General features: G+C 65.5%; 26 protein-coding genes and 1 pseudogene. 14 read left to right on the plus strand and 13 right to left on the minus strand.

Annotated features, from left to right (window positions below):
• Window positions 1-234: 234 nt before the first annotated feature.
• Together ACVMB1_RS36545 and ACVMB1_RS36550 are read right to left on the minus strand one after the other, a co-directional pair.
• Window positions 235-861 carry a Crp/Fnr family transcriptional regulator gene (locus ACVMB1_RS36545; RefSeq protein WP_076832668.1) on the minus strand — a complete coding sequence of 209 codons (627 nt, stop codon included), beginning with the start codon at window positions 859-861 and terminating at the stop codon, window positions 235-237.
• Window positions 862-999: 138 nt separating this feature from the next.
• Window positions 1,000-1,974, minus strand: a complete 975-nt coding sequence (locus ACVMB1_RS36550) for a lytic transglycosylase domain-containing protein (RefSeq protein WP_076832665.1) — start codon at window positions 1,972-1,974, stop codon at window positions 1,000-1,002.
• 187 nt (window positions 1,975-2,161) lie between these two features.
• Between ACVMB1_RS36550 and ACVMB1_RS36555 the strand changes: the two genes are divergently transcribed.
• From ACVMB1_RS36555 to ACVMB1_RS36590, 8 genes and pseudogenes are all read left to right on the plus strand, one after another.
• Entirely contained in the window at window positions 2,162-3,181 is a 1,020-nt protein-coding gene (locus ACVMB1_RS36555) for a L,D-transpeptidase family protein (protein ID WP_076832888.1), read from the plus strand.
• A 188-nt stretch (window positions 3,182-3,369) separates the two neighbouring features.
• Window positions 3,370-4,173, plus strand: a complete 804-nt coding sequence (locus ACVMB1_RS36560; RefSeq protein WP_244558952.1) for a dienelactone hydrolase family protein — start codon at window positions 3,370-3,372, stop codon at window positions 4,171-4,173.
• Between the two features lie 230 nt (window positions 4,174-4,403).
• Window positions 4,404-4,544 (plus strand): annotated as a pseudogene (locus ACVMB1_RS36565) (thiamine pyrophosphate-binding protein); the annotation flags it as partial.
• Between the two features lie 28 nt (window positions 4,545-4,572).
• Complete coding sequence (locus tag ACVMB1_RS36570; protein WP_210254759.1) at window positions 4,573-6,042, plus strand: thiamine pyrophosphate-binding protein; 1,470 nt, start codon at window positions 4,573-4,575, stop codon at window positions 6,040-6,042.
• Between the two features lie 121 nt (window positions 6,043-6,163).
• Window positions 6,164-6,934 (plus strand): SDR family NAD(P)-dependent oxidoreductase, encoded by a 771-nt coding sequence (locus ACVMB1_RS36575; RefSeq protein ID WP_076832663.1) that lies wholly within the window; start codon window positions 6,164-6,166, stop codon window positions 6,932-6,934.
• A 432-nt stretch (window positions 6,935-7,366) separates the two neighbouring features.
• Entirely contained in the window at window positions 7,367-7,633 is a 267-nt protein-coding gene (locus ACVMB1_RS36580; protein WP_141340539.1) for a hypothetical protein, read from the plus strand.
• 198 nt (window positions 7,634-7,831) lie between these two features.
• A complete protein-coding gene (locus tag ACVMB1_RS36585) occupies window positions 7,832-8,749 on the plus strand; it encodes a DMT family transporter (RefSeq protein WP_076832660.1) in 918 nt (305 codons plus the stop codon).
• A 103-nt stretch (window positions 8,750-8,852) separates the two neighbouring features.
• Window positions 8,853-10,424, plus strand: a complete 1,572-nt coding sequence (locus ACVMB1_RS36590) for a serine hydrolase domain-containing protein (RefSeq protein WP_076832657.1) — start codon at window positions 8,853-8,855, stop codon at window positions 10,422-10,424.
• A 285-nt stretch (window positions 10,425-10,709) separates the two neighbouring features.
• On the opposite strand, the gene ACVMB1_RS36595 is transcribed toward ACVMB1_RS36590, so the two are convergent.
• Entirely contained in the window at window positions 10,710-10,886 is a 177-nt protein-coding gene (locus ACVMB1_RS36595) for a hypothetical protein (RefSeq protein WP_162832420.1), read from the minus strand.
• A 387-nt stretch (window positions 10,887-11,273) separates the two neighbouring features.
• Between ACVMB1_RS36595 and ACVMB1_RS36600 the strand changes: the two genes are divergently transcribed.
• The gene (locus ACVMB1_RS36600) at window positions 11,274-11,402 is read left to right on the plus strand and encodes a hypothetical protein (protein WP_016847287.1); all 129 of its coding nucleotides are present in this window, start codon (window positions 11,274-11,276) and stop codon (window positions 11,400-11,402) included.
• Here the strand turns inward: ACVMB1_RS36600 and ACVMB1_RS36605 are convergent.
• From ACVMB1_RS36605 to ACVMB1_RS36620, 4 genes are read right to left on the minus strand one after another with little or no spacing between them, the layout of a single operon-like run.
• The gene (locus ACVMB1_RS36605; RefSeq protein ID WP_028337580.1) at window positions 11,399-12,154 is read right to left on the minus strand and encodes a GntR family transcriptional regulator; all 756 of its coding nucleotides are present in this window, start codon (window positions 12,152-12,154) and stop codon (window positions 11,399-11,401) included. The genes ACVMB1_RS36600 and ACVMB1_RS36605 overlap by 4 nt on opposite strands.
• Window positions 12,155-12,160: 6 nt before the next feature.
• Entirely contained in the window at window positions 12,161-13,141 is a 981-nt protein-coding gene (locus tag ACVMB1_RS36610; RefSeq protein ID WP_076832654.1) for a Gfo/Idh/MocA family protein, read from the minus strand.
• Window positions 13,138-14,001, minus strand: a complete 864-nt coding sequence (locus ACVMB1_RS36615; protein WP_158074231.1) for an NAD(P)-dependent oxidoreductase — start codon at window positions 13,999-14,001, stop codon at window positions 13,138-13,140. Before ACVMB1_RS36615 ends, ACVMB1_RS36610 begins: the two co-directional genes overlap by 4 nt.
• 43 nt (window positions 14,002-14,044) lie before the next feature.
• Window positions 14,045-15,004, minus strand: a complete 960-nt coding sequence (locus ACVMB1_RS36620) for a Bug family tripartite tricarboxylate transporter substrate binding protein (RefSeq protein WP_076832649.1) — start codon at window positions 15,002-15,004, stop codon at window positions 14,045-14,047.
• A gap of 136 nt (window positions 15,005-15,140) precedes the next feature.
• Between ACVMB1_RS36620 and ACVMB1_RS36625 the strand changes: the two genes are divergently transcribed.
• The 3 genes from ACVMB1_RS36625 to ACVMB1_RS36635 all read left to right on the plus strand — a co-directional run bounded on the left by ACVMB1_RS36625 (window position 15,141) and on the right by ACVMB1_RS36635 (window position 18,323).
• Window positions 15,141-15,530: a carboxymuconolactone decarboxylase family protein gene (locus ACVMB1_RS36625; protein ID WP_083715163.1), complete on the plus strand. Its 390-nt coding sequence runs from the start codon at window positions 15,141-15,143 to the stop codon at window positions 15,528-15,530.
• A 60-nt stretch (window positions 15,531-15,590) separates the two neighbouring features.
• A complete protein-coding gene (locus ACVMB1_RS36630; protein WP_076832646.1) occupies window positions 15,591-16,952 on the plus strand; it encodes a class-II fumarase/aspartase family protein in 1,362 nt (453 codons plus the stop codon).
• Window positions 16,953-17,066: 114 nt separating this feature from the next.
• Complete coding sequence (locus ACVMB1_RS36635; protein ID WP_076832644.1) at window positions 17,067-18,323, plus strand: aminopeptidase; 1,257 nt, start codon at window positions 17,067-17,069, stop codon at window positions 18,321-18,323.
• 205 nt (window positions 18,324-18,528) lie between these two features.
• Here ACVMB1_RS36635 and ACVMB1_RS36640 read toward each other — a convergent pair whose 3' ends face one another.
• The 3 genes from ACVMB1_RS36640 to ACVMB1_RS36650 form a co-directional block, all read right to left on the minus strand.
• The gene (locus ACVMB1_RS36640) at window positions 18,529-19,461 is read right to left on the minus strand and encodes a GNAT family N-acetyltransferase (RefSeq protein ID WP_076832641.1); all 933 of its coding nucleotides are present in this window, start codon (window positions 19,459-19,461) and stop codon (window positions 18,529-18,531) included.
• 11 nt (window positions 19,462-19,472) lie between these two features.
• Window positions 19,473-20,522 carry an amidohydrolase family protein gene (locus ACVMB1_RS36645; RefSeq protein ID WP_456849702.1) on the minus strand — a complete coding sequence of 350 codons (1,050 nt, stop codon included), beginning with the start codon at window positions 20,520-20,522 and terminating at the stop codon, window positions 19,473-19,475.
• Between the two features lie 133 nt (window positions 20,523-20,655).
• Window positions 20,656-21,600: an EamA family transporter gene (locus ACVMB1_RS36650; RefSeq protein WP_141340537.1), complete on the minus strand. Its 945-nt coding sequence runs from the start codon at window positions 21,598-21,600 to the stop codon at window positions 20,656-20,658.
• Window positions 21,601-21,690: 90 nt separating this feature from the next.
• Here ACVMB1_RS36650 and ACVMB1_RS36655 point away from each other — a divergent pair, with 90 nt between their 5' ends.
• Window positions 21,691-22,314, plus strand: a complete 624-nt coding sequence (locus ACVMB1_RS36655; protein ID WP_076832632.1) for a CGNR zinc finger domain-containing protein — start codon at window positions 21,691-21,693, stop codon at window positions 22,312-22,314.
• Window positions 22,315-22,326: 12 nt separating this feature from the next.
• On the opposite strand, the gene ACVMB1_RS36660 is transcribed toward ACVMB1_RS36655, so the two are convergent.
• Entirely contained in the window at window positions 22,327-23,154 is an 828-nt protein-coding gene (locus ACVMB1_RS36660) for an MBL fold metallo-hydrolase (protein ID WP_076832882.1), read from the minus strand.
• A 174-nt stretch (window positions 23,155-23,328) separates the two neighbouring features.
• Here ACVMB1_RS36660 and ACVMB1_RS36665 point away from each other — a divergent pair, with 174 nt between their 5' ends.
• Window positions 23,329-24,279: an alpha/beta fold hydrolase gene (locus ACVMB1_RS36665; RefSeq protein ID WP_456849704.1), complete on the plus strand. Its 951-nt coding sequence runs from the start codon at window positions 23,329-23,331 to the stop codon at window positions 24,277-24,279.
• Here ACVMB1_RS36665 and ACVMB1_RS36670 read toward each other — a convergent pair.
• Window positions 24,263-25,780, minus strand: a complete 1,518-nt coding sequence (locus tag ACVMB1_RS36670) for a permease (RefSeq protein ID WP_076832626.1) — start codon at window positions 25,778-25,780, stop codon at window positions 24,263-24,265. The two genes, ACVMB1_RS36665 and ACVMB1_RS36670, sit on opposite strands and share 17 nt — an antisense overlap.
• A complete protein-coding gene (locus tag ACVMB1_RS36675; protein ID WP_076832624.1) occupies window positions 25,777-26,529 on the minus strand; it encodes an ABC transporter ATP-binding protein in 753 nt (250 codons plus the stop codon). Before ACVMB1_RS36675 ends, ACVMB1_RS36670 begins: the two co-directional genes overlap by 4 nt.
• Window positions 26,530-26,704 lie beyond the last annotated feature (175 nt).

Raw genomic sequence — 26,704 nt, forward strand, 5'->3', positions numbered from 1 at the left:
TACCAATGCCTTCAAGGTTGCGGCAACCAGCTTTCCTCACCGGCGGGAAAGAAGTCTCTGGCATTGAAAGACCAACAACAAGACTGAGGAGGCACCATGTTCGTCGCCATTCGAGTCATGATCCTGATCGCCAGTGCATACGCCGGCTCGGCCGTTGCGGAGATGCAGTTTGCGCCGCTGCCGAGCCTTGCGGCGTCGTCCGCGCCGTAGCGCCGGCAAGCGAGGCGGCGCACCTTACGCCGGACTGGGCGCCACCTCGCCGACCCCGATCGCGCGAGCCGCGTTTTCCGTCATCCTCGTCGCCGTCAGGCGCAGGAAATACAGCGACAGTCCCGGGTTGCGCTCGCACAGCTTCCTCAGTGCGCTGTCGCTGATCCAGAGCAGATCTACATCGGTCGCGGCTTGAGCGGTTTGCGTGCGGCGGCGCTCGAGCGAAAACAGCCCGATCTCGCCGAACAGTTCACCCGCCGATACCCCGCGATCGATCTCGGGAAACCTGACCTCGCCGGACACGACCATGTACAGCAGGTCGGCGTCGTCGCCCTTCCGGAAGATCGTTTCTCCCGCCTTGAGATGCTTCGGCTGCATGAACGGCTGCAGCCAGTTCGGAGAAAGGTCCGTCGCTGCAGCACGCTTCGCTTTCCGAAGCAGCCGAACCATCTGGAACAGCAACACCACGTTCAGGGGCAGCAGAATGATATGCAGGATGAGCACCGGGTAGATCCGGTCGCCCAATCCATAGCTGATGAATGCCAGATTGCTGAATATCGCGACAGCGCGCAGGCTCAACATCGTACTCATGCAGAACGTCAGCAACACAAGCGCCGACGCCAGATAACCCAAACCATCGATCAACGTCATGACAACGCCCACTGGGAAACGAAAATTGCAAGCAAACCGATCTGAAAACGACCGGCAACATACACCAGTGCGCTCAGTTTCCTGAGCGGAAATATCGCCGGCCCACGCTTGCGGCGGTGCACGCGTCGTGACGCTGCCTCAGCTCGACGAACGCGCGCGCGAGGCGACGTGAATGGCGCGGGTCTTGCCGGATTTCGTTTTGGCGGCGACGACGGTCGGGCGCGCCTTGCCGAGCCGGGCCGCGCCCGGCGAGCTCCTTCTGAGCAGCAGCGCGAGCCGCTTGCGTGTGCGGCCGGCGACCGACCTTGCCGTCTCTCGCGCGGCCTCGGCCTTGCGGATGATCGTCGTCACCGCGGACGTCGGCGACGCCGCGACGAAGGCGACATCCTTCGCCTTCGAGAGGCCGCCTATGCCTTCGCACGGCGCTTCGCCCGGCAAGTCGATGCGGATGGCGAGCGTCTCGGCACGCTCGATCCAGTCCTCCGCCTTGGTGCCGGTGATGATCCGGACATAGTCGCGGGTCTCGCGCGGCAGCTCGCTCTGCCGGGCGAGCCATTTCTGGACGCGGCCGCTGCCGGCATTGTAGGCGGCCGCCGCCAGGCCGAGATTGCCGAAATCGTCGCGCAGCTTGCGCAGCAGTCTTGCGGATGCCGGCAAGGCCTGCAGCGGATCGAAGGGATCGTCGAGCCCGACTTCGGCCGCCGTCTCCGGCATGAACTGCGCAACGCCCTGCGCACCGGCATGGCTGATTTCGTTCGAGCGAAAGCGGCTCTCCTGCCAGATCAGCCGCGCAAAGAACGCAACGGGGATTTCGCTCGCCTGCGCCGCGTCCTTCAGGCTGTGGCAGAATTTGTCGATCGCGGACAGCTGCGGCTCGGCCGCGGCATCGCTCGGCTGCGCCGCAGGCGCGGGCGTCTTGTCCGCGTCCGTCGCAGCGGGCGCCTCACTGGCATCAGCGCTTTCGATAAAGCGCGCGGCAAACGGAACGGCGTCGGATGTCGCGTCGCGCGAGAATGTCGGGGCTTGGGTTGAGGCGTTGATCGAGCCGGGCGAACGATCGAAATCGAGCATCAAGACAAGAAACGCGGCAAGCGCCGCGATGACAAATCGCATTTGCTTCCAGAGACCTGAATTGTGATGTGAGTTGCGCGCAAATGCACTTCGGATCACGACTTTTTAGCGGGTCGATTGCGGCGAAGCCGCGAAATCAGCTGTTCCGCCGTGGAACTTCGCCGCTGTTCGCATTGGAACTTCGACGCTTTCCGTAGCTTTACGGAAGATGATCACGTTGGGATGCACGATGTTCCGACCGTTTTCCGTTGCACGTTTTGCGATTGCACTTTTGCTTGTGTCGGCCGCGCCGGCGGTGGCCGCGGGTCTTGATGCGGCCGCGATCAACGACGTGGCGGCGCCGCCGGCAAAATTGCCGGACCGTGGTCAGCTCAACGCCTTCGTTGCCAGGCTCGAGATCCTGCTCGACCGCGCGCATTTTTCTCCCGGCGAGATCGACGGCAAGCTGGGCGACAACGCGCAGAAGGCGCTCCGGGCGTTTGCCGACGCGAATGGATTGTCCTTCGACAAGGCGGTGACGCCGGAGCTCTGGAGCGGGCTCACAACCGCCAGCGAGGGGCCTGCGATCGTCAGCTACACGATCGTCGACGCCGACGTGAAGGGGCCGTTCGCGAAGAGGATTCCCGCGAGGATGGAGAGCATGAAGAGCCTGCCGGCGCTGGGCTATACCAGTCCGCGCGAAGCGCTCGCCGAAAAATTCCACATGAGCGAGGCACTGCTTCAGGCGCTCAATCCGGGACAGAAGTTCGACAAGGCCGGCGAGACCATTGCGGTTGCCAACGTCGTCGACGCCGGAAAACCGCCGCAGGTCGCGCGCGTCGAGGTCGACAAGACGCGGCAGGCGCTCAGCACGTTCGATGCAGCAGGTAAGCTGCTCGGCTTCTATCCTGCGACCGTCGGCAGCGCGGAGAAGCCGACGCCGAGCGGAACGCTCAAGGTGACGGCGATCAACAAGAACCCGACCTATCGCTACAATCCGAAATACGCGTTCAAGGGCGTCAGATCGAAGACGCCGTTCACGATCAGGCCCGGTCCGAACAACCCGGTCGGTGTGGTCTGGATCAACCTCTCGGGCGAAGGCTATGGCATTCACGGCACGCCCGATCCCGGCAAGGTCTCCAAGGCGGAGTCCCACGGCTGCGTCCGGCTCACCAACTGGGACGCGCAGCGCGTCGCGGCCGGTGTCGCGAAGGGCACCCCGGTTGCGTTCATCGATAGCGCGACAAGCTCAGCAACGGCGACGCGCTGACCTTGACGCAACATCGTTCACAGATCAGCAACCGACAGAAATGTTGGCGCGCTCGGCCGCGGGCCAGACGCCCGCGCGCTCGGGAGATGATGCGCAGCCGGCGAGCGAAGCGGCTCCGCTTTCCAAGCCTAGCGCAGGATTCGCTGGTATGCCAATGTCGCGTCGTGCCAAACCCGCAGGAGGTCAGCATGCGAACGATCATAACGAACATAGTGGGAGCACTCTGCGCCATCGCGATGGTCGCGAGCGCACACGCAGCGGTCAAGGAAGAGCCGGTCACCTATACCGACGGCGAGACCACGATGAAGGGCTTCGTCGTCTATGACGACGCGACCCAGGCCAAGCGGCCCGGCATCGTCATGGTGCACGAATGGTGGGGCATCACCCCGCATATCCATAACGAGGCGCGGAAGTTCGCGGAGCAGGGCTACGTGGCCTTCATCGCGGATATGTACGGCGACGCCAAGACTGCCGACAACCCGAAGGATGCCGGCGCGCTCTCGGGCTCGGTGATGAAGAACCCGAAGGTGATGGAGCAGCGCTTCAATGCCGCGCGCGAGCAACTCGCCAAGCAGGCCTCGGTCAATCCGCAGCGGATCGGCGCCGTCGGTTACTGCTTCGGCGGCGCGGTGGTGCTGAACATGGCGCGCACTGGCGCCGATCTTGCCGCCGTCGCGGGCTTCCACGCCTCGCTCGGTCTCAATACCCCCGCACCGGCGCCGGGCACCATCAAGGCGAAAATCCTGATCCTGAACGGCGCGGACGACCCGTTCGTGAAGCGCGAGCAGTATGATGCGCTGAAGAAGGATTTCGACGCCGCGAAGGCCGATTACCGCATCGTCGAGTATCCCGGCGCGGTTCACGCGTTCACCAACCCCGAAGCCACCGAGCTCGGCAAGAAGTTCAATTTGCCGCTCAGATACGACGCCAAGGCCGATCAGGAATCCAAGGCCGAAGCCGCAAAGCTGTTTGCCGCCAACCTCAAGAAATAAGCAAAAGGGCCACCTAAACGGTGGCCCTTTTCTTTGGCTGGTTCGGCCGCGGAAGTGGCAGGGCCGTGGTCTCGCTGGCGCGGCTGCGCCTTGAAGCCATGCGGAAGACGCAGCCGGGCGCGCGGATGCTGGCCGTCTCGCACGGTTGCCACGGGGCGCTCCCCGGCCGATGATGCGCAAAACGGATCAGAACAATCGAGAGGGAGCGAATGCGCGGGCGCCGTGTGCTGATGGAATCGTTCGTGTCGCACGGCGTGCGTCATATCTTCGGCAATCCTGGCACGACCGAAACGCCACTGCTCGACAGCCTGCCCGCATTTCCGCAACTCGAATACATCATGGCGCTGCATGAAGGTGTCGCGGTCAGCGCCGCCAGCTTCTACGCGCAGGCGTCGGGGCGTGTCACGGTCGCCAACCTGCACGCCCGGCCTCGGCAACGGCATCGGCTCGCTGTACGGCGCGCTGAAGGCGGGTTCGCCCGTGGTCGTGACGGCCGGCCAGCAGGATACGCGAATGCGGCTGAAGAATCCGCTGCTCGGCCATGACCTCGTCGCGATGGCGGCGCCGGTGACCAAGTGGAGCGTGCAGATCGAGCGCGCCGACGAGATCGCGCCGATCATGCGCCGCGCGTTCAAGGTGGCGACCGATGCGCCGCAGGGGCCGGTGTTCGTGTCGCTGCCGATCGACGTCATGGAACAGGAGACCGCGGTCGATGCTCTGGCGCCGGACAATTTGTGGCGCTCGCCGCGCCCCGATCCGGCCGGCATCGAAGCGTTTGTCGCGCTGCTTCTGAAGTCGAAAAAGCCGGCCATCATCGCTGGCGACGACGTGGCACGATCGGGCGGCGAGCAGGCGCTGGTGGTGCTCACGGAAGCGATCGGCGCCACCGTGTGGTTCGAGGGGCTCCGCCATCACGCGCCGTTCCCGACCAGCCATCCGAGCTATCGTCAGTCGCTTCCGGGCGACGCAAGGCAGGTGCGCAAGGCGCTCGGCGATGCCGATCTCGTGCTGCTGGTCGGCGGCCCGTTCTTTGAGGACATCTGGTTTGCGCCTGGCGGCCACATCCCTGACGGCGCGTCCGTGCTGCAGATCGAAGCCTCGGCCGAGCGTCTCGCGCTCAACAACCGGCTCGATGCCGGCATCGTCGGCGACATCGCCGTCAGCGTCGGTGCCTTGACGGAGGCGGTGCGTGCAAAGGCCAGCGCGGACTTCAGGCAGGCCGCGCAGAACCGCAATGCCGCGCTGGCCGAATTGCAGGCGAAGGAGAAGGAGGCTTATCGCGCGCGGGTCGAGAAAAGCCGGGACCGGCAGCCGACCGCGATGCCGCGTGTCACCGCGGAGCTTCGTCGCGGCCTGCCCGATGATGTCGTCATCGTTGATGAAAGCATCACGGCGAGCCTCGATCTCGCGCGCGCCTTCGACTATCGCGGCTTCGGCGATTATTTCGGCGGCCGCGGCGGCGGCATCGGCCAGGGCCTCGCCGGGGCGATCGGCGTCAAGGTCGCGATGCCGGATCGTCCGGTGGTCGCGATCTCCGGCGACGGCTCGGCGATGTACGCGATCCAGGCGCTGTGGACCGCCGCGCACCACAGGCTTGCGATCGTGTTCGTGGTGCTGGCCAACCGCGAGTACCGCATCCTCAAGCACAATGTGGACGTCTGGCGCCAGAACTTTGAGGCCGGTACCCAGCATCCCTATCAGAACATGGACATCACCGGCCCCGCGCTCGACTTCGTGCATCTCGCGGCCGGCATGGGCGTCGAGGCGGTCAGGGTCGAGAAGGCCGACGACATTGCCGGTGCCGTCGCAAAGGCTGTCGCGGCGCAGCGGCCGTACCTCGTCGAGATCGCAATCGAAGGCAAGCGCTAGAGCATGATCCGGAAAAGTGCGAAGCGGTTTTCCGACAAGAACATGCTCAAACAAAGAGCTCATGCGCATTAATGATTCAGCCCAATTTCATCGTACTCTCATCGCGCTCGAGGAGTTTCTCATGGCAGGCATTCTGGACGGCAAGGCCGCATTGGTGACGGGCGGCGGCTCCGGCATCGGCCGGGCGACGGCAATTGCCATGGCGCGTGAAGGCGCGCGCGTGGCGGTGTCGGACCTCTCGAAGGACGGCATCGAGGAGACGGTCGCGCTGATCAATGCCGCCGGCGGCCAGTCGATCGCGATCCAGGGCGACGTCACCGACGAGGCCGACGTCGCGAACATGGTGGCCCGCACGGTTTCGGCGTTCGGGCGCATCGATTGTGCGTTCAACAATGCCGGCGTTGCCGGGCGCTCCGTCGGCCCGCCCGGCCAGCGCATTCATGAACTCACGCAAGCCTCGGTGGCCAAGATGTTTTCGGTGAACCTGATGGGCGTGTTCCTGTGCCTGAAATACGAGGTCGCGCAAATGCTCAAACAGGGCGGTGGCGGCGCCATCGTCAATACGGCCTCGATCGCAGGCCTGGTCGGCCTCGCGACGTCCGGCCACTATGTCGCGACCAAGCACGGTGTCGTCGGGCTGACCAAGTCCGCCGCGATCGAATATGCCCAGGACGGCATCCGCGTGAATTGCGTCAATCCCGGATACATCAAGACGCCGATGACAAAGGAGACGATGGATGAACGCTACGACGAGATCATCGCCAAGGTGCCGGTCCGTCGCCTGGGCGTGCCCGAGGAAATCGCCGAAGCCGTGGTCTGGATGTGCTCGGACAAGGCGTCGTTCATGACCGGCGCATCGCACGTGGTCGACGGCGGCTACAGCGCCGCCTGATCTTCCGAAGGGCCTTTGTTTACGTTGGTGGCCCGGTTGTACAAGCATTCGATCATCGCGGCATGATGGCGGCGTTGATCTTCGTGGCCTCGGTGCTCTTGCTGCGAGTGATGCATCTCGGGCAATATGGCGCTTGGCAACGAAGAGCTTCGAGATTTGGTGTTCAAACTCAATCGCATTGTCGGTTTCATCATTTTAGCAGCGCTCGTCTACGGCGTGCTCCAGGCTTGCGAGTTACTTCCTGAGGGGGCACCTCGGCTGTTTCCTCAACGCAGCGGCTCGCCCGCGGCTTAAGACTGATGCTCCACATCCGAACGTCCGCTGCTGGACCCATAGCGGGTATCGTTTGACGCCGGTTTTGGTCGCCTCCTTCGGCAAACGGAACCGAAGCCGGTGCAGCCTGTTTGGTACGATTAGCCAAGGGAGGTCGGAATGAGGATCATTCTGATGACGACGATTGGCTGGGCGTTGTCGTGTGGATTCGCGCTAGCCCAGGCCGATCCCAACAAGGACGTGAACACGGCAACGGGGCGCTCGGCACCGGAAGAAAAAGGTCAATTGCAGCCACAAGGTTGGACCGGGCCACTTGAAACAAAATCAGGTGGTGCGCCGCCGGAAAGCCCGCAAGGTCAAAGCCCGCCGGGAATGCAGGGAGCGCCGGACGGATCGACAAAAACCGTGGTTGAACCGCGGAAGTAAGTCCCACGTCTTGTCTGTGAAAGGCCAGCTTCCCTTAGGGTGAACCGGCCCTCGAGCTCGCCCTTTGCAGCAAGCGGACATCGCGGCAGCGCGGAATGACGTCAGAGCTTGATCCAAGCGGACCCTGGCAGGCTTGCGCCAACCAGCCGTGCGTATCGATGGGTTGATCCGCTTCCGGCACTAACGTAGTCGTTCGCGATGAACGAACGTTCGGCCATCGCCAAGGCTGCAGCTCTTCCGGATACGAAAGCCATCCTGCTCGGGGTCGCATGCGGCCTCGGTGCGGCGCTGTGCTGGGCGCTCGGCTTCGTGGCGACCCGACACGGCCTGAAGGTCGGTTTCACACCGGTCGACCTGCTGATGCATCGCTTCCTGTGGTCGGGCATCGTCTTCCTGCCGCTCGTTGTGCGCGCCGGCCTCCGCGATCTCTGCGGCATCGGCTGGGGCCGCGGCATGGCGCTGATGCTGCTGGGCGGGCCGGTGATGTCGCTGATCAGCTATGCCGGCTTCATGTTCGTGCCGCTGGGGCATGGCAGCGTGATCCAGCCGTCCTGCGCGACGCTGGGTGGATTGTTTCTCGCGGTCGTCTTGCTGAAGGAAGCGGTCTCGCTCTCGCGGGCAGCCGGCGCTGTCGTCATCGTCGTCGGCCTTGCCGTGATCGGCAGCGAGTCGATCGGCCATATGGGGCCGAGCGCCGTGATCGGCGATTTGATCTTCGTTGCGACCGGCTTGATGTTCGCGGGCTTCGCCACGCTGGTGCGCTATTGGCGTGTCTCGGCGTTCTCCGTGGCCAGCGTCATCAGCGTGCTGTCGCTCTCGCTGTTTCCACTCTATGCCGTCTCGGGTGGGCTCGCTCGCGATGCGGCCATCGGCCTGCATGAAAACACGCTGCAGGCCATCGCCCAGGGCATCCTGGCCGGGCCCGCGGCGATGTATTTGTTCGCGGTGTCGATCCAGCGCCTGGGCGTTGCCCGCGCAGCCGTATTTCCTGCGACAGTGCCGGTGCTGACCCTGCTGTTGGGATGGCTCCTGATCGGCGAGCCACCAACCACGCTGCAGGCGGCCGGATTGGCCGCCGTGTTGGCCGGATTCTATCTCGCGCAGCGGCAGCGCTAGACGTCTTGCCCGTCCTGATTGGCGCGCGGTCGCGGCGGCGATTGACAAGCAAGCGAGGGATCGCGGATGGTGCGGCTCTCCGCCGTGTCGCAATGAGACGCCGATGCAAGTTCAACGTTTGGCGCTGCCGATGCTTGCAGGGCTCGTGCTTGCAGCTTCGGCTTTGTCGGGCGCAGCCCGGGCGCAAGGCGCCGCCGAGCCGATGCCGCAGACCTCGCAGTGGCAGACCTGGCAGTGGCAGACCTCGACGCCGGAAGAGCAGGGGATGGATTCCGCCGCGCTGGCGCGGCTCGTCAATTTTGGCGCGGACCACAGTCTCGATAACCTTCTGATCGCGCGGCACGGCCGGATCGTGCTCGACGCCTATTATGCGCCCTACACGCCGGAGATCCCGCATCTGTTCAATTCCGTCACCAAGGCGGTGACCGGCACGCTGGTCGCGATGCTGCTCAGGGATGGCGTGCTCGACAGCCTCGACCATCGTATGGTGGATTTCTTCGGCGATCGCAGCATCGCCAATCTCGACGACCGCAAGCGGGCGATCACGGTCCAGACCATGCTGGACATGACCTCGGGAATGGCCTGGACCGAAGGCGTTGAGGGTGGCCGACCGGACTCGCTGATCGAGTGGGGGCGCAGCCCTGATGCGATCCAGTTCATCCTCGACCGCCCGATGGCGAAGGCGCCGGGCGAGGCGTTTGATTATAACACCGGCAATGCGCAGCTGTTGGCTGCGATCATCAACAAGCTCACCGGCATGAGCGCGCGGGACTACGCGGTGACCAAACTGTTTCGCCCGCTCGGGATAGCCGCGCCGTACTGGCACAGCATCGGTCCCGGACTGACGCAGGGCGGCGGCGGGCTTCAGCTCGCGCCGCGCGACGCGGCCAGGATCGGTCTGCTCTATCTGCATGACGGTGAATGGGACGGGCAGCGCTTGCTGCCGACCGGCTGGGTCGACCGCATCAGGCATGCGACGACGGAGATGCACGCCTCGTTCGACTCATCGTTGCGCTACGCCAATTTCTTCTGGGTCATGTCGCAGCGGCAGGTTGTCATGGCGGTCGGCGACCGCTGCCAGCTCCTCATGCTGTTTCCCGCGCTCGACATCGTCACGGTCGTGACCGCGCGCGACTATTGCTCGTTCGGCAGAATGGCCGACGAGATTTCGGGCGCGGTCAAATCCGACACGGCGCTGCCGGTGAACTCCGTCGGCGGCAATCAGCTCGCGGGCGCGTTGCGCGATATCGCAACCGAAAAGCCGTCGACGGTTGGTGCCGTGCCCGAGACGGCCGCCGCCATCTCCGGCAAGACCTGGCGCTTCCCGGCCAATGGCTTCAATTTGCGGGCACTAACGCTGCATCTGACGGATCAGCCCGCGCACTACGAACTCGAAACGTCGACGCCGGATCCGGCGAGGCCGGTGACGACCCTGGCAGGACCGATCGGGCTCGACGGTGCCTACCGTCTCGGTCAGCCAACGGCGCTCGGCGTGATGGCGCTGAAGGGGACGTGGCAGGACAACGAGACATTCGCGATCGACCTGCGTCTGGTCGGCGGCGATACCGACCGCCGATGGCTGCTGTCATTCGATGGCGGCAAGGCCCGGCTCAGCGGCAAGGATCGCTTCGGCCGCGACGTTAAGGCCGACGCTGAAGCGCCGGGCGCGCAATAGCTCGAGCGCGGGCCGCGTCCCTGTCCATTTCGGGCACGTGAAGCTCGGCTTCCTTCGCGTCGTCCCGGCGAAGGCCGGGACCCATACGCCGCGGCGGACGTTGTAGCTGGGACTGGTCGTTGCAATAGTGCAGAAGGCGTCGTGCCCGCGCAGCGACCTTGGCGGCATGATCGCAGGAAATCACGACCGGCGCACGCCAACACGCACACCGCCATGGCAGACGGCCGCGCGAATCGACAATGCTAAGGAAACTATGCGCCCGAGGCTCTCAGCGCGGCGGCGACCTTATTGGTCCACCTTCGGCGTCTTGCCCGCAATGTCGAGGCCGAACCGGAGCGCGCGCTCCTGGCGCTCTTCCGTCAGCAGCTTCAATTCCCGTTCCAGCGACCGCGCCACCTCGTCCTGGGTTTCCTTGGAGCGGCGACGGGAGTCGCCTTGCGGTTTGGCCGGTTCGGCAGTCACGGGAGAAACCCTTGTCATCACAGTGTCACAGGCCCTGATGGCACGGCGGGAGTCGGGGCGACAATCAAAAAGAATTCAGTGGGTGCATCTTTGGAAGGTTTGCTGTGCGTCTGATTCAAATTTGGGCAGAAAATTCTCTTAAGTGTTGTCTCGAATGGAGCCGGACCCCTTCGGCCCGCCGTCTCATCAATTCGGATAAGAGAGCCCGGTTCCGACGAAATCATTTCCGGATTCGCACGAAGGCGTCCTGAAACCGACAAGGTCTAACCTTAGTAGCGTTGTGAAGGACGGCTGCCTGGTGAGACGCTGAGGACTGCGGTGGTGAGATTCACGACCTGGGTCGAGAGGTTGGTCGGTCCTGCTGAGACGTTGGGGATGATCCCGGAAATGAAGAAGTTGAATGCTGTGCCTTATGTCTGGGCGGCCGCGCTGATTGCGGTCGCGATCTGGGGCGTGAGCGGCACCCCGCAGACGGCACACACCTCCGCCAGCACCCATCTGGCCCGGGTGCGCTAGAGCTTCGGCCGCAGCGAGCGCTGCATATCCATCGTGTAGGTGTAGCGCCCCTCGGGGTGCGTGGTGATGGTGACCTCGAACAGTTCCTCGCGCTGGCCGTAGTAGCGACGTACCACGGTGAGCGCCGGCGAGCCGGTCTTGACGCCGAGCGCCCTGGCGATCGGCGCCGGCATGCCCCGCACGAAGATTTCCATCTGCGCGCGCTCGGTGACCTGGCCGTACATCCTGGCAATCTGCTCATGCACCGGGGTGCGGCCGTGGTCGGGCCGGGTCACGACATCGGCGAACCTGCGCAGCACGTAGATCTCGGCCCAGCCGAGCGGGGCTGCGAACTGGTCGGAGCGGCGCACCGCCTCGATCAGGAACCAGCTCTTGCCGGGCTCGCATTTCAAGAGCCCGGCCAGCTTGCGGTCGGCGACGATGTCGCTGCTCGCAACGACCTCGCGGTAGGTTTCGTTGGAATAACGCAGCCACTCGCCGAGCGACTTGACGCTGTGGGTGAACAGCACCGGCGGCTCGGATGCGATCACCACCGAGCCGAGGCCGGCGCGGCGCACGATCAGGCCCTGGTCGATCAGGATGCGCAGCGCCTCGCGCACGGTCTGCCGGCTGGCCTGATAGCTCGCCATCAGCTCGGTCTCGGTCGGCAGCAGATTGCCGACCGCATAGGTGCCGAGCCGGATGTCCTTCTGCAGTCCGGTGGCGATGTCGCGGTAACGGGACGATCGCGCTCGGTCCGGTTGTTCAGACATGGCGGATCACTGGTATGCCGTATGGCAGACGACCGGATGTCCCGATTGCATCGACTGCAGCGCAGCCTCGAACGCGGCGAGCGTCGCCAGCACGTCTGCCTCGAGCACCGGGAACGGCTGCTTGCCTTCGACGGCGTCGGCAAAGGCCGATAGTTCCGCGGTGAGGGTGTCGATTGCCGGATAGCGCGTCGTCGCAGGCGCCTCGCCGGATTTCCGCAGTACCATCGTCTGTTCGTCGAGCACCTCGGCGGATCCCTTCGTTCCGAACACATGCACGCGCCAATAGAACGGTGTTGCGCGAATTGTCGCAAGGGTTGCGCTCACGCCATTCACAAATTCAATCGCCAAGGTTGCAGTGTCGAGCGGCGGCGGTCCGGCCTCGCGCGCACTCAACCGGGCATAGACCTGGCGCGCGGGACCAAGCAGGTTGACGAAGCCGTGGAGCACATGCAGCCCCGCGCCGGTCAGGCCGCCGCCCGGCGATTCCTCGGGCGACAGCCGCCAGCCTTGCGTGATGCTCCGCGAGTTCTCGTTGCTATTGTGACCCTCGACATGCAGGATGGTGCCGAGCTCGCCACTGGCTGTGATCGCGCGCAGCGCCTGCATCGACGGCCAGAACCGGCGGTTATGCCCGACCGCGAGCACCACGCCGGCGCTGCGGCACGCCGCGAACATCTCTGCGGCATCGGCGCGCCGAAGCGCCAGCGGCTTCTCGCAAAACACCTGCTTACCGGCGCCGGCTGCCGCGATCACCTGGCCCTTGTGCAGCGAATGCGGCGTCGCCAGCAGCACGGCATCGATGCGAGGGTCGGCGAGGACATCGTCCAGGCTCGCCGCGATGGAGAGGCCGTGCGCCTCGCAAAAGCCGGCGGCGCCGTTGGCGTCGGGTTCCACCGCTCGGACGATCCTGAGCCGCGGCTCGTTGCGCGCGGCCCGGACCAGTGCGCGGCCCCATCGACCGAGGCCTGCGATCGCACAGTTGATCATGATTGTCCCTCACCGTGGCCGCGGCCGGCCCGGATCGCCTCGATGACCGCGGCGCTGTCGTTGTCAGGGCCTTGAAGTGCGATCGCCGCGCGCAGCAGTTCGGCCTGCACCGAGGTTAGCGGTAAGGGCAGGCCGTGCCGACCGGCCTCCTGCAGGATCAGTTCGGCATCCTTCAAGGTCTGCGCGATATGCGATTGCGGCGAGAAATCCCGCGCCAGCATCTTCGGCCCCTTGCTGTCCATCGCCTTGGAATATGCCGCCGATTGCCGCGCGGTCGCGAGGAACGCCGCGCCGTCGAGGCCGAGGCTTTCGGCAAAGGCGATGCCCTCGGCCAGCGCGGCGCGGTTGTTCTGCAGGATCAGATTGATGGCGAGCTTGGTGCGGCTGGCATTGCCGATCGCGCCGACATTGACCCGCTGCGGGCAGAGAATATCGAGCGTCGTCGCGGCGGCGTCGATGATGTCGGCATCGCCGGCGACCAGCGCGGTGGCCGCGCCCGCCCGGACCTCGGCACTGGTGCCCGAGATCGGCGCTTCGATGAAGGCGAGGCGCGAGCGGGAGGCGAATTCGGCGATTGCCACGATCTCACCCGGCGCGCAGGTGGTGGTGCAGATGACGCGCGGCGGCGGCGTCGCGTTGGCGAGGTCCGGCAGCAGCGTCCTGACCTGGGCCGCGTCATACACCGCGATGACGATGGTCCGGCAGCGCGCCGCGACGTCGGCGGCGAACGCTGCGAACTCGGCGCCGCTGGCTCTCAGGCCATCTGTCTTCGCCGCGTCGATGTCGAAGCCGATCACCCCGATGCCGGCGTCGATCAGCCGCGCGGAAAGCGCCGATCCCATCAGCCCCAGGCCAATCATGCCAACGGGTGTCTCGCAAGCCATGATGCGACGCCGCCTCGCTTTATTGCGGCTGGATGCCGGCCGCCTTGACCTCCGCCGACCAGCGCACGACCTCGCTCCTGACGAAGGCGCCGAACTCGGCCGGCGCGAGCGGCGCCACCATCACGCCGACATCGGCGAGCTTCTTCCGCGTCTCCGGCATCGCGAGGTACTTCGCACACTCGGCGTAGAGCTTGCTGACCACGGGTTCCGGCGTGCCCGCGGGCGCGAACAGGCCGTACCAGATCGTGGCCTCGAAGCCCGGCATCGCTTCGGCGAGCGCGGGCAGGCCGGGCGTCAGCTCGTTGCGGGTCGCCGACGTCACGGCGATGCCGCGCAAGGTGCCGCCCTGCATCTGCGGGATCGCGACCGAGAAGTCGCCGAAGGTGAGATCGATCACCCCCGCCATCACGTCGGTCATCGCCTGCGGGACGCCGCGATACGACGCCGCGACCAGCGACAGGCCGCCGCGCGATTGCAGCTGGGCGATCGAGATCTGCGATGCGCCGGAACCGTAGCCCGCGGTCAGGTTGGGATTGGCCTTGGCGTAGCTGAGGAACTGCGGCAGGTCCCTGGCCGCGAGCTTGGGATTGACCAGCAGCACCATCGCCGTGGTGGTGGTGCGGATGACAGGTGCGAAATCCTTCACCGGGTCGTAGGGCAGGCTCTTCAGCGTCGCGACGTTGCTGGCATGGGTGGTGTTGGTGCCCATCAACAGCGTGTAGCCGTCGGGCGCGCTGCGGGCGACCTCCTGGGCGCCGATGCTGCCGAGCGCGCCGGCGCGGTTCTCGATCAGCACGGTCTGGCCCAACGCGTCCTGCAGATGCTGGCCGACCAGCCGCGCAACGTTGTCGGGGCCGGCGCCGGCCGGGAACGGCACGATGATCTTGAGCGGCCGTTGCGGGAAATCGTCCGCGGCGAAAGCCGGCAGGATGGAAAGCGTCGCAAGCAGGACTGCGAGCAGCCCCAGCCGTAACTTCATCTCGGTCTCCTCCCGTGTCTGCTTTTGCAGATTTATACGGACAAATACATCAGAAAGGCAAGCGTTATGCCCGCTGGAATGTTGAGGTGTGTCATATTTATCCGTATAAATAGCCCATTCAGGGAGCCCGACGACGATGGTGGACATCAGCGATCTCCATGCGCGCGGACTGCGCCGGCGCCAGAAGATGTTCGGCGAGGTCGATGTCGCCAAGCGGATGGCGGCTGCGGGTGACTTCGGCACGCCGCTGCAGAACATCATCAATGCCTATGTCTACGGCGACGTCTGGGAGCGTAGCGGGCTGTCCGACCAGATCCGCAGCCTCGTGATGCTCGGCATCACCGCGGCGAGCAGCAAGCCCGCCGAGTTCCGCGTCCATGCCAAGGGCGCGCTGGCCAATGGCTGCACCGCCGCGCAGGTGCAGGACGTGCTGCTGCTGGTGGCGATGTATTGCGGCATTCCGGCCGCGATCGAGACCAGCAAGATCGCAGCCGAGGTGTTCGGCGAGGCGCCGCCGGAGGGGTAGGGCACCGGCCTCTGCCGTGATAGGGACGTTGCCGACCGCGACCGGCAACAGGATCTGCCCATGTCCGCCTTCCCGACCTCGACCACCGTGCTTGATTCCGTATTGTTTCGCGATGCCTTCGGCACGCGCGAGATGCGCGAGGTGTTTTCCGACCTGCGGCTGATCGAGCGCTATGCCGAGGTCGAAGTAGCGCTGGCCAAGGCCGAAGCGCGCTGCGGCGTGATTCCCGCTGAAGCCGCCGCGGAGATCGCAAAACGTACCGATGTTGCCGCGCTCGATTTCGATCTGCTGCGGCAGGAGACCGACGTCGTCGGCTACCCGATCCTGCCGCTGGTGCATCAGATGGCCAAGCAGTGCGGCGAGGCCGGCCGCTACGTTCATTGGGGCGCGACCACGCAGGACGTCATGGACACCGCCGTCGTGCTGCAACTGCGCGATGGATTGAAGATCATCGAGGACGACATCGGTGCGCTGCGCGGCATCCTCGCCGATCTCTCGAAAAAATACCGCGACACGCCGATGGCCGGCCGCACCCATCTGCAGCAGGCGCTGCCGGTGACGTTCGGCTACAAGACCGCGATCTGGCTAGCCGCGTTCGATCGCCACGCCGCGCGGCTTGTGGAGCTGAAGCCGCGCGTGCTGGTCGGCCAGTTCGCCGGCGCCGCCGGCACGCTGGCCTCGCTCGGCGACAAGGGATTCGAGGTTCAGCGGGCGCTGTGCGAGGAACTCGGGCTCGGCGTGCCCGTCGCGACCTGGCATGTCGCGCGCGACGGTCTGGCCGAAGCGGTGAATTTCCTCGCGCTGGTCACGGGAACGCTCGGCAAGATCGCGCTCGACATCATGATCATGGCGTCGACCGAGTTCGCCGAGGTCTACGAGCCGTTCGTGAAGGGGCGCGGCGCGTCCTCGACCATGCCGCAGAAGCGCAACCCGATCTCGTCGGAGCTGATGCTCGCCGCCGCCAAGGCGGTGCGCCAGCATGCCGGCCTGATGCTGGATGCGATGGTGCAGGATTTCGAGCGCGCCACCGGTCCGTGGCACGCCGAATGGATGGCGATCCCGGAGAGCTTCGTGCTGACCGCGGGCGCGCTGCACCAGGCGAGGTTCGCGCTTGGCGGTCTGATCGTCGACGAGCAGCGGATGGCCGACAATCTCGACATCAGCCGCGGGCTGATCGTGGCCGAAGCCGTGATGATGGGCCTCGCGCCCGCGATCGGCCGGCAGGAGGCGCATGACGTGGTTTATGACGCCTGCCGCCGCGCCAACGACGAGGGCCTGACGCTGGCCGAGGCGCTGGCGGCGGATGATCGCGTTGCCAGCCGGATCGATCGGGCGACGATCGACCGCCTCACCGCGCCGAAAAACTATCTCGGCCTGGCGCCGCAGATGGTCGACCGGGTGCTGGCCTCGGTGAAGCGGTAAAATTCGAGGCAATTGCTCGCCGTCGCGTGATCGGGCGCGGCGGGCAGGAACCTTGCGGATGCGGATCGAATTGGACTACGAATCCCGAGGGTTCCTCAAACGACACGGCGCTTCATGACCGCACATCAACGCAACCTTTCCGCATCGATCGATCCCGTGAAGCTCGACCGGCTCGCCGAAGTCGCGATCAAGGTCGGCCTGCAGCTGCAGCCGGGGCAGGATCTCCTGCTCACGGCGCCCGCCGGAGCGATGCCGCTGGTGCGGCGGGTGGTGGAGCATGCCTACAAGGCCGGTGCGGGTCTCGTGACGCCATTCTTCTCGGACGAGGAGCTCACGCTGGCGCGCTACCGCTACGCCAACGATGCGAGTTTCGATCGCGCCGCAAGCTGGCTCTATGAGGGCATGGCGAAGGCGTTCGGCGCCAACACCGCGCGGCTTGCGATCGTCGGCGACAATCCGATGCTGCTGTCGGGCGAAGACCCGGTCAAGGTGGCGCGCGCCAGCAAGGCCAATTCGATCGCCTACCAGCCGGCACTGGAGAAGATCGTCAATTTCGACACCAACTGGAACATCATCGCCTATCCGAGCACGTCCTGGGCCAAGCAGGTGTTCCCCGACGATGCCGAGGACGTCGCGGTGGCCAAGCTTGCCGATGCGATCTTCTCCGCCTCCCGCGTCGATCAGGATGGCGCCGTCGCCGCCTGGGCACAGCACAATGCGAAGCTCCGCGAGCGCACCGAATGGCTGAACGGCCAGCGCTTCCACGCGCTGAAATATTCCGGACCCGGCATGGACCTCACGATCGGCCTCGCCGACGGTCATGAATGGGAGGGCGGTGCGTCGACTGCCAAGAACGGCATCGTCTGCAATGCCAACATCCCGACCGAGGAAGTCTTCACCACCCCGCACTGCCGCCGCGTCAGCGGCCACGTCGTCAGCTCCAAGCCGCTGTCCTATCAGGGCACGCTGATCGACAATATCTCGGTCAAGTTCGAGGAAGGCCGCATCGTCGAGGCCAAGGCCTCGCGCGGCGAGGAAGTGCTGAAGAAGGTGCTCGACACCGACGAGGGCGCGCGCCGCCTCGGCGAGGTCGCGCTGGTGCCGCATTCCTCACCGATCTCGAAGAGCGGGCTGCTGTTCTTCAACACGCTGTTCGACGAGAACGCCGCCTCGCACATCGCGCTCGGCCAGTGCTACTCGAAATGCTTCGTTAATGGCGACAAGCTGACGCCGCAGCAGATCGCCGAGCTGGGCGGCAACAAGAGCCTGATCCATATCGACTGGATGATCGGCTCCGCCCACACCGATATCGACGGCATCCATGCCGACGGTCGCAGCGTGCCGGTGTTCCGCAAGGGCGAGTGGGCGTAAGGGGGCCGACGCTCTTCACCTCGCCCCGCGTGCGGGGAGAGGTCGGATCGCATCTTCAGATGCGATCCGGGTGAGGGGGCGCCTCCGCGAATGCAGCTGTCACCGAATATGTGGAGAGGCCCCTCACCCCAACCCTCTCCCCGTAAGAACGGGGCGAGGGAGCGCAATCCCGTCGCCGTCGCTACCGACCCAATCTCATCGCGCTCTACTGAAACCTCCGCCCCCGCGCGGCGAGCAGGTCGCCGCGTGGCGCGCTGAAGCGGCAGGTCTCGTGCTGCGGCCGGAAGCCGAGCCGGCGATAGATCTTCAGCGCGGGAGCGTTGCGGCTCGAGACGTTGAGCCAGCACGGGTGCTCGACCGATACGTCGTGTGCGGCCAGCACGCGATAAACCAGCAGCTGGCCGAGCCCGCGTCCCTGCCGCACCGGGTCGACGGCGACCGACTCGATCCACATCGAGTTCCGCTCCAGTTCAGTCAGGCAGAAGCCCGACATCTGTCCATCCTCCGACGCGATCCAGACTTCGCTCTCGGTCAGGACCTGCGCCATCTCTTCCCGCGAGTACAGGCGGAAGGCGGCGTCCGACGCATAGGCGGCGTTATGGATGCGCGCGACCTCGCCCGCGCAGGCGGTGACGTCGCTGACCTGCTCGATGGTGGCGCGCGCGGCCGCGAGCGTGCGCGCCGGCTGCAACGGCTCGACGCACTTCATCCCGATCTCGGACTCGACATGAACAAAGCCGAAGGCGGCCACGAAGGCCATTCCGGCCGGCCAGTCGCTGCTCACCAGCGTCTGAACGGTGAGATCGGCGTCGGCGTCGATCGCAAGCACCTCGTCGAACAGCGCGAGGCCAATCCGGCGGCGGCGCATCTCGGGCGCCACGACGATCTTGAGGAATCGGGTGTGATGCGCGCCCTGGTCGCGCAACGACGACTCGGCGAGGCCGACGAGCACGCCATCGCGCTCGGCTACGCGAAAGTCGCGCCCGCCGCGGTTCTGCGGCAGCTTCAGGAACTGGTCCCATTGCGGCAGCGTGACAGGGCCTAGCCGCGGTTCCACCGCGGCTGCCTTTGCGTAAAGTTCGACCACCGCTTCCGCATCAGCCTCTCGAAGCGGCCGGATGGTGATGCCGTCATCCATGAGTCGAGAGCTTACCCGATATCGAGCCGATAGACATCCTTTGCCGTCTTCAAGAACAACGCCGTCTTTTCGGCTTCGCTATATTGTGATGCAAGCCGTTTAAAGGTGTTGAAGATGACCTGGTAGCTGCATTGCCCCTTATCAGGTGGGAAGTTGCTCTCGAACATGCAACGGTCCGGACCGAACGCCTCGATGCAGGTGTCGACATAAGGCCGCCAGGCGGCAGCAAGTTCCTCCGACGAGGGCGGCCTGGGGCGGAGGTGGAAGTCGTAGCCGAGCAGGCACATCGCCAGCCCGCCGAGCTTGACCACGACGTTCGGGCATTTGGCGATCTCCTGGATCGACGCCTGCCAGACCGGAAAGGTCTCCGTGCGCTTGCCGGCGAAACGGCCGGTGCCGACCGGCCCGCCGCAATGATCGAGCACGATCCGAGTGTCGGGGAAGGTGCGGGCGAGGTCGGTCAGCTCGCCGATCTGCGGGTGGAACAACCAGGCATCGAAGCTGAGGCCGAGCGGTGCCAGGCAGGCGAACCCCCTACGAAAGGTGGAGTCCAGCAGAATGCCCTTCGGACGGTTCGCGTACATATGCGCGACGTTGGGGTCTTCATCCCAGGCCGAGGAGTGGCGGATGCCGCGGAACCGGCCGTTGCCGGCGGCAATCTCCGCCTCCAGCACCGCCTTGGCCTGATCGCCGATCAGAAGGTTAACGTGGCTGACGATGCCGGCGCAGATCGCCGCCTTGCCGTAGCCGCCGCTCGCCGCCATCGCCGCGACGCCGTTGGCGAACTCGACCTCGCCGACCGGACGGAACGCCTCCGGACCGTCGGCGCGGTACATCGACCGGCAATCGACATAGACGGTGGCCACGATGTTGTGGCCGGACGCGATGTCGTCGCGCATCTCCTCGATCAGATAGCGCAAGCCCCCGCGGTCCCAGAGATGGTGATGCGGATCGACGATCGGACGGGCCGGATCGATGATCTCCTCGGTGTATTGGGCGAGCCAGTCTTCGCGCGGATTGGCATAGAGCCCGCTGGCGGAGGCGGGCAGAGTGCTGGCCATGGATGATGCTCCCTGTTCTTGCTCTTGTCGGCCGCCGATACGATGTCGGCTTTGGGGAGGATAACGAGCCGCGCAGGAGCGCGTCAAACCGGGCCTCTGCCTGAGGAGGCATGCGTACGTCTGCGCGTGCCGGTCACCCCGACCGTATTGCCGGTCGCGACCATGTCATCGACTGAGCTTGCCTCGCCGACGCCGGCGATGCCTGCTCGGTGCGCCAGGTGATGATGACCGAGGCGATGACAAGAAGCGCTCCAAACAACATCGTGACGGAAAACGGCTCGCCCAGAATCAGCGTGCCGAGCAGCACGGCGATGATCGGGTTGACGAAGATGTAGGTCGAGACCATGAACGTCGACACATTGTCGAGCAGCCAGCGAAATGCCGTGAAGCCGATGACGCTGCCGGCGATGGCGAGATAGATCACGGCCGCGAGCGAGGGCGCCGAAACGTCGCGCGGCGAGAAGCCTTCCAGTTCACCCGACGCAAGACTGATTGCAAACAGGACCGCGCCGCCGATCGACAGTTGCATGCCTGACGACAATGTTGGCGAACCATGATCCGAAGTCCGACGCGACAGCACCGTGCCCACCGCCCAGGAGAACGCCGCAGCGAGCAGCAGCAGAATGGGAAGGATACTGAAATGGCCCTGTTCGGCCGATTGCCAGCCCACGATTGCCACACCAGCAAGGCCGGGCAGCAATGCGGCCAGCGTCATGGTCGCGGGACGCCGGGTTTGCGGATACAGGAAATCGATGAGCAACACCCAGAACGGGATCGTAGCCAGCATGATCGCGGCGATGCCGGACGGAACCGATTGCTGGGCATAAGCGAGAACACCATGGCAGCCGACGAAGAACAGCACGCCGCAGAGTGCTGCGGTCAGCCAGTTCCACCGCGAAACGCGCGTGACGTCAGCCCCGTTCAGCGCGATCAGGATCAGGCCGCCGCCAAGCGAGCGAAGGCCCATCAGCAGGAACGGCGGGATCGACTTCAAGCCGAGCGCGATCGCGAAGTAGGTGGAACCCCAAAGCAGATAGATGGCGGCGAACGCGCCGACAATCAAAAGGCGCTTGGGCATACGGGGCTCCCGAGCTAGATTCTAACCCCTTAATGGGTTATCAAATCCAACCCATTAAGGGGTTATGCGTTCCGGAGGAGTTGCTGGACCATGCCGCGCGTTCCTTCGCCTGAGGCGTCGTCCCGGGAAGAGCTCAGCATCAAGTTCGTCAATACGGTCGCATGGCGTCTCCGCGACCTGGTTGAGGATCGGATCGCGACCTCGGATTCCATTCTGAAATGGCTGGTCGATGCCGAACTGGCGGATAGCCGGATCGCCGCGCAGCTCAGGGCGCGATGGAAAGCCTCACCGCACGAGGCCGATGCCTTTCTGAATGCGGCGCATGGTCTGCGCGAGGCGCTCTACAGGATCTTTATCGCCCGCATCGGAGGCGGCCGGATCGATCCGACGGCGCTGGCCGATATCAACCGATACCTTGAAGCCGCGTTGGGCGGTGTTGCGCTCGCACCTGTCGGCGACACCCTGCGGTGGCTGCCGACAGCCGGGAAAGTTGCGCCCGAGACGCTGCTCAAGCCGATCGCATGGTCGGCGGTGAGCCTTCTGACCGGGCCCCGTGCGCTGAGGGTGAAGCAGTGCCAGGATGAGCGGGGTTGCGGTTGGTTGTTCGTTGACGAGAGCCGTACTCAGAACCGGCGGTGGTGCTCGATGGGCGATTGCGGCAATCTTGCCAAATCGCGGCGGCACTACCGGCGCAGCCAGGCGGCGGAGGAATGAGTGCGTTGAGCCTCACACCCCATCGAGGATGATCACCGTCGGCGTCGCCGGCAGGGTGTCGCGCGAAATCCGCAAAGTGCGCTCGCCGCCGCGGCGATCGATCTCGAACTGCTGGCCGATCAGGCGCATGAACTCGTCGAGCGGGGTGGCGAAGCGGTGCATCGGCAGCACGACGGCGGCGCGCAATCGCCTGGTGATCTCGGAGATGCCGTCGAGCGACATCGTATAGGTGCCGTCGATCGGCACCATCACGATGTCGAGCCGGCCGATCGCGGCGAAATGGCTGTCGTCGAGTTTGACGTGGAGGTGGCCGAGATGGCCGATGCAGAGGCCGGCGACCTCGAAGATGAAGATCGAATTGCCGTCCTTGATCATCTCGCCGCCGGGGTCTTCGCCCCAGTAGCGGCGAATGTCGGTGGTGACGTTGCGGATATAGACGTCGCCGATGCGCATCGCGTAATGCGCGGCCTGGCCGTTCTCGCCCCAGCCATGCAGCACGTGGGGAATCTTGGGGTCGGGAAACAGCGTGTAATGGGTCGCGTGGGCCCGGTTCATGGTCGCGACGTCGGGCAGCCGCCCGGTCCGATAGACGCCGTTGTAGTCGGTCGCGATCCGGATGCCGCCGGGCGTGTCGATATAGTAGGTCGAATGGCCGGCATAGGTGATCGCGACTTCGTCGGACTTGGTCGCGTTCTTGTCCGCGACGCGGCGGTAGCTCACGGGAACGGCGCGCGGCGGCGCATTTGCCATCGCCAGGCATTCGCTGCGCCGGGCGTCCTGCGCGAAGGCGTGACCGGTCAATGATCCCAGCAAGACGAGCGCGGCGAGCAATCTCAGCATGACCTGTTCCGTCTGCGGCGGCATCCGCGGACGGAAGAGTAGCGCGCAATTGGCGCGCCGTCATGATGAGGCCCGTGCATCGCTCCATGGCGCGGGCTGCAACACGAGCCGGGCGATTATTGCGTCGGGACACGCTAGGATGCCGCGCAAACGATCGAGATCAGGGAGTTCTGCGTGACTGATACCGTCTCTTCGCAGCGCGCGCCTTCGACCAAACGGCTCGAGCCATTGCGCCATGTCGACGCCGGTGTGCTCAACATCGCCTATTACGAAGCGGGCCCCTCCATTGGGCCGGCCGTGCTGCTGATGCATGGCTTCCCCTACGACATCCATTCCTATGTGGACGTCGCGCCCATGCTGGCGGCGCAAGGCTGTCGGGTCATCGTGCCCTATCTGCGCGGCTACGGACCGACGGCGTTCCGCGACAAGGCGACGCCGCGCTCGGGCGAGCAGGCGGCGGTCGGCGCCGACTTGATCGCGCTGATGGACGCGCTCGGCATCGCGCGCGCGGTGTTCGCCGGCTATGACTGGGGCGGCCGCGCCGCATCGATCGGTGCGGCGCTGTGGCCGGAACGATGCATCGGACTCGTCTGCACCTACGGCTACATGATCCAGGACATCGCGCATGCGATGGTGCCGGCGCCGCCTGATCGCGAGGTGCCGCTTTGGTATCAGTACTACTTCCAGCTCGAGCGGGGGCGGGCGGGGCTCGCCGCCAACCGGCGCGGCATCGCCAAAATCCTGTGGTCGCAATGGTCGCCGAGCTGGGCGTTCGACGACGCCTGCTTCGAGCGGACCGCGGTTGCGTTCGACAATCCTGATTATGTCGACGTCGTGATCCACAGTTATCGGCACCGTTACGGCGTTGTCGACGGGGATCCGCAATATGCGGATTTGCAGCGGCGGCTCGACACATTGCCTGTCATCAGGGTCCCCGCCATCTCGCTCGACGGCGCCGACGACGGCGTGACGTTCGCGACCGACGGCAGTCGCACCGCGGCAAAGTACACCGGCCGCCTTGCCCATCGCCTGATTCCGCATGCCGGCCACAATCTGCCGCAGGAAGCGCCCGAGGCGTTTGCCTCGGCGGTGATCGAGGTGATGAAGGCTAGCGCCGCGGGCTGATCTTCCAGGCGATGGCAAGCGTCAGCAGCGTCAGAATGCCGCTGACCAGCGCGGCCGTCGGGATTGTCAGGGCCAACGCCGCGGTTGCGGCCCAGCCGATCGAGGAAAAGGCTTCCGCGAAGGTGGCGATGCGGGAGGAGGTTTGGCGCCGGCGGAATTGGCTGCGCTTGGCCTGTGCGCGGAACCAGAGCTGGACCGCGGCGGCGGATGCGGTCGCGATGAGGATTGCGATCGCCGTGACCGCGGCCTGCCCTGGCGAGGCAAACGCCAGCGCGGCCACCAGCGGGGCGAAGATTGCGGCGATCGCGATCAGGACCACCTCGACCTTGGCGCGGGTCACGCGTGACGGCGGCAGCGGCGCGGTCGCCACCAGATCGGGCGCGTCCTCGCCGGAGATGGTCAGCCAGGCGAGCCCGCCGGCGAGCTGGCCTGCGGCCATCACGATGACGGGCGTAATCAGCACGATCGCGGTCGACGTACCGGAGAAGCTGCGCCACAGCATCAGCGCCGGCGGCAGCAGATAGAGCATCTGCATCAGGGTCTGCGACAGCAGCCACGGATCGCGGCGCAGCAGCAAGAATTCCTTGCGCCGCAGCGCCTGCTGCCGCGAGCCGGCCCGGAAGGCGCGGGCGCGTCCCCGCGTCACCGCAGCCGGATTGGCCGCGACGCTGGCGACCGTATCGGCAAACCGCGGTGCGAATAGCGCCATCACGCCGCCGAGCATCACCAGCGCCGCGGCGAGCAGCAGCAGCATGATTTCGAGGTCGCCGAGCGATGCCCGCGCCGGCCACCACAGCAGGCTGTCGGGGGCGGGGGCAATTCGCGCCGCGGTTTCCGAGGTCAGAAAGGCAAAGCGCGACAGCGTGCCGTAGGACAGCACGGCCACGACCTGCAGCGCGATGACGAAGCCGGCGCCGATCACGGCGGAGACGACCTGCGCTACCAGCCGCGTCCGGCTCGGCCCGATCAGGCGGAACAGGAACGCGGTGACGGCGATCGCGGCGGCTGCCGCCGACAGCCCGATCGCAAGGACGACGCCGAAGCCGGCGAGCCAGCGCGGGCCGCCGAGATAGATCAGCACGTCGATGAACGGCGTCGACAGCAACAGCGCCATGCTGCTCACCGTCAGCGCGATCGCGGCGATCCGGATCGAGAAGATGTTGGTGAGTTTTGCCGGCGACGACATGATCAGATCGAGATCGGCGCGGGCGTAGAACACGCGCGTCACCGACTCGATCGCCTGCGAGAGCATCAGCGCCCAGGCCAGGAAGATCGTCGCGGTCAGCACGATCAGCGACGACGGGTCGAGCGGAAACCGCAGGTCGGCATAGCGGTTGACCACGGCATAAGCCGGCAGATGCAGGATCGCCGCGAAGATCAGAAGGCCGATCACGGCGCGATTGCGCCGGCGACGGCCGCCGGTCATCATCGCCAGCCATTCGCGCCACGCCAGGCGGAATTCGTGCCGCGCGAACCAGGTGAGGTGGGCGACCGAGCTCACGCGGCCGCCGCTTCGGTATCGACCAGCGCGATGAACATGTCCTCGAGGGTGGTGTCGTTGCGGCCGTTCTGCGCGCGCAGCTCGGCCAGCGTGCCCTCGGCGATCAGCCTGCCGGCCGCGATCACGCCGATCCGGTCGGCCATCCGCTCGGCGACTTCGAGAATGTGGGTCGTCATGATCACGGTGCAGCCGGCGCGGACGCGCTTCTGCAGCAGTCCCTTGACGTGACGCGCCGACAGCGCGTCGAGGCCGGTCAGCGGTTCGTCGAGAATGATCAGGCGGGGATCGTGCACCAGCGCGCCGGCCAGCGCCACCTTCTGGCGCATGCCCTTGGAGAAGCCTTCGCAGCGCTCGTTGAGATGCGGCTCGAGCCCGAGCGACATCAGGAGATCGCGCGCCGAGCTCTCCGACGTGCGCGGATCGATGCCCCACAGGCCGGCGACGAATTCGAGATATTCCAGCGGCGTCAGCTTGTCGTAGATCATCGGCTCGTCGGACACCCAGGCCATGATCTGCTTGGCGGCGACCGGATCGGCCAGCGCGTCGATGCCGAGGATCGACACCGAGCCGGCATCGGGCCGCAATAGCCCCGCCACCATGCGCAGCGTCGTGGTCTTGCCGGCGCCGTTCGGTCCGAGCAGCGCATAGAACTCACCGACACGGATCGTGAGATCGAGCGCGTCGACCGCCGGGCGGTCAAAACGCTTGGTTAACCCTCGCACGGCGAGTGCGGACAGTTCAGGTGTCATGGCGGGGTGGCGATCCGGAATTTCGCTCGTCGGTTGCGCAAAGCTTGGACAAAAACCGTTTCGGTGCAGTGAATCGCACGGGGCAAATCAAAGGTGATATCCGTATTAGTCCGTGCTGCGGCAAATCTCCGCAAATGTGATGATACAGCGACAACAGCGGTTTGTTGACAGGGAT

The sequence above is a fragment of the Bradyrhizobium sp. USDA 4504 genome, from assembly GCF_054063995.1.

What these genes read in the sequence shown, in the direction of transcription:
- ACVMB1_RS36600 (WP_016847287.1), top strand. Translation starts at nt 11,274, where the DNA reads ATGAAGAAGTTGAATGCTGTGCCTTATGTCTGGGCGGCCGCGCTGATT.
- ACVMB1_RS36630 (WP_076832646.1), top strand. Translation starts at nt 15,591, where the DNA reads ATGTCCGCCTTCCCGACCTCGACCACCGTGCTTGATTCCGTATTGTTT.
- ACVMB1_RS36650 (WP_141340537.1), bottom strand. Translation starts at nt 21,600, where the DNA reads ATGCCCAAGCGCCTTTTGATTGTCGGCGCGTTCGCCGCCATCTATCTG.
- ACVMB1_RS36615 (WP_158074231.1), bottom strand. Translation starts at nt 14,001, where the DNA reads ATGATTGGCCTGGGGCTGATGGGATCGGCGCTTTCCGCGCGGCTGATC.
- ACVMB1_RS36590 (WP_076832657.1), top strand. Translation starts at nt 8,853, where the DNA reads ATGCAAGTTCAACGTTTGGCGCTGCCGATGCTTGCAGGGCTCGTGCTT.
- ACVMB1_RS36605 (WP_028337580.1), bottom strand. Translation starts at nt 12,154, where the DNA reads ATGTCTGAACAACCGGACCGAGCGCGATCGTCCCGTTACCGCGACATC.
- ACVMB1_RS36660 (WP_076832882.1), bottom strand. Translation starts at nt 23,154, where the DNA reads ATGCTGAGATTGCTCGCCGCGCTCGTCTTGCTGGGATCATTGACCGGT.
- ACVMB1_RS36560 (WP_244558952.1), top strand. Translation starts at nt 3,370, where the DNA reads ATGCGAACGATCATAACGAACATAGTGGGAGCACTCTGCGCCATCGCG.
- ACVMB1_RS36610 (WP_076832654.1), bottom strand. Translation starts at nt 13,141, where the DNA reads ATGATCAACTGTGCGATCGCAGGCCTCGGTCGATGGGGCCGCGCACTG.
- ACVMB1_RS36575 (WP_076832663.1), top strand. Translation starts at nt 6,164, where the DNA reads ATGGCAGGCATTCTGGACGGCAAGGCCGCATTGGTGACGGGCGGCGGC.
- ACVMB1_RS36550 (WP_076832665.1), bottom strand. Translation starts at nt 1,974, where the DNA reads ATGCGATTTGTCATCGCGGCGCTTGCCGCGTTTCTTGTCTTGATGCTC.
- ACVMB1_RS36555 (WP_076832888.1), top strand. Translation starts at nt 2,162, where the DNA reads ATGTTCCGACCGTTTTCCGTTGCACGTTTTGCGATTGCACTTTTGCTT.
- ACVMB1_RS36620 (WP_076832649.1), bottom strand. Translation starts at nt 15,004, where the DNA reads ATGAAGTTACGGCTGGGGCTGCTCGCAGTCCTGCTTGCGACGCTTTCC.
- ACVMB1_RS36545 (WP_076832668.1), bottom strand. Translation starts at nt 861, where the DNA reads ATGACGTTGATCGATGGTTTGGGTTATCTGGCGTCGGCGCTTGTGTTG.
- ACVMB1_RS36645 (WP_456849702.1), bottom strand. Translation starts at nt 20,522, where the DNA reads ATGGCCAGCACTCTGCCCGCCTCCGCCAGCGGGCTCTATGCCAATCCG.
- ACVMB1_RS36625 (WP_083715163.1), top strand. Translation starts at nt 15,141, where the DNA reads ATGGTGGACATCAGCGATCTCCATGCGCGCGGACTGCGCCGGCGCCAG.
- ACVMB1_RS36675 (WP_076832624.1), bottom strand. Translation starts at nt 26,529, where the DNA reads ATGACACCTGAACTGTCCGCACTCGCCGTGCGAGGGTTAACCAAGCGT.
- ACVMB1_RS36655 (WP_076832632.1), top strand. Translation starts at nt 21,691, where the DNA reads ATGCCGCGCGTTCCTTCGCCTGAGGCGTCGTCCCGGGAAGAGCTCAGC.
- ACVMB1_RS36635 (WP_076832644.1), top strand. Translation starts at nt 17,067, where the DNA reads ATGACCGCACATCAACGCAACCTTTCCGCATCGATCGATCCCGTGAAG.
- ACVMB1_RS36580 (WP_141340539.1), top strand. Translation starts at nt 7,367, where the DNA reads ATGAGGATCATTCTGATGACGACGATTGGCTGGGCGTTGTCGTGTGGA.
- ACVMB1_RS36640 (WP_076832641.1), bottom strand. Translation starts at nt 19,461, where the DNA reads ATGGATGACGGCATCACCATCCGGCCGCTTCGAGAGGCTGATGCGGAA.
- ACVMB1_RS36585 (WP_076832660.1), top strand. Translation starts at nt 7,832, where the DNA reads ATGAACGAACGTTCGGCCATCGCCAAGGCTGCAGCTCTTCCGGATACG.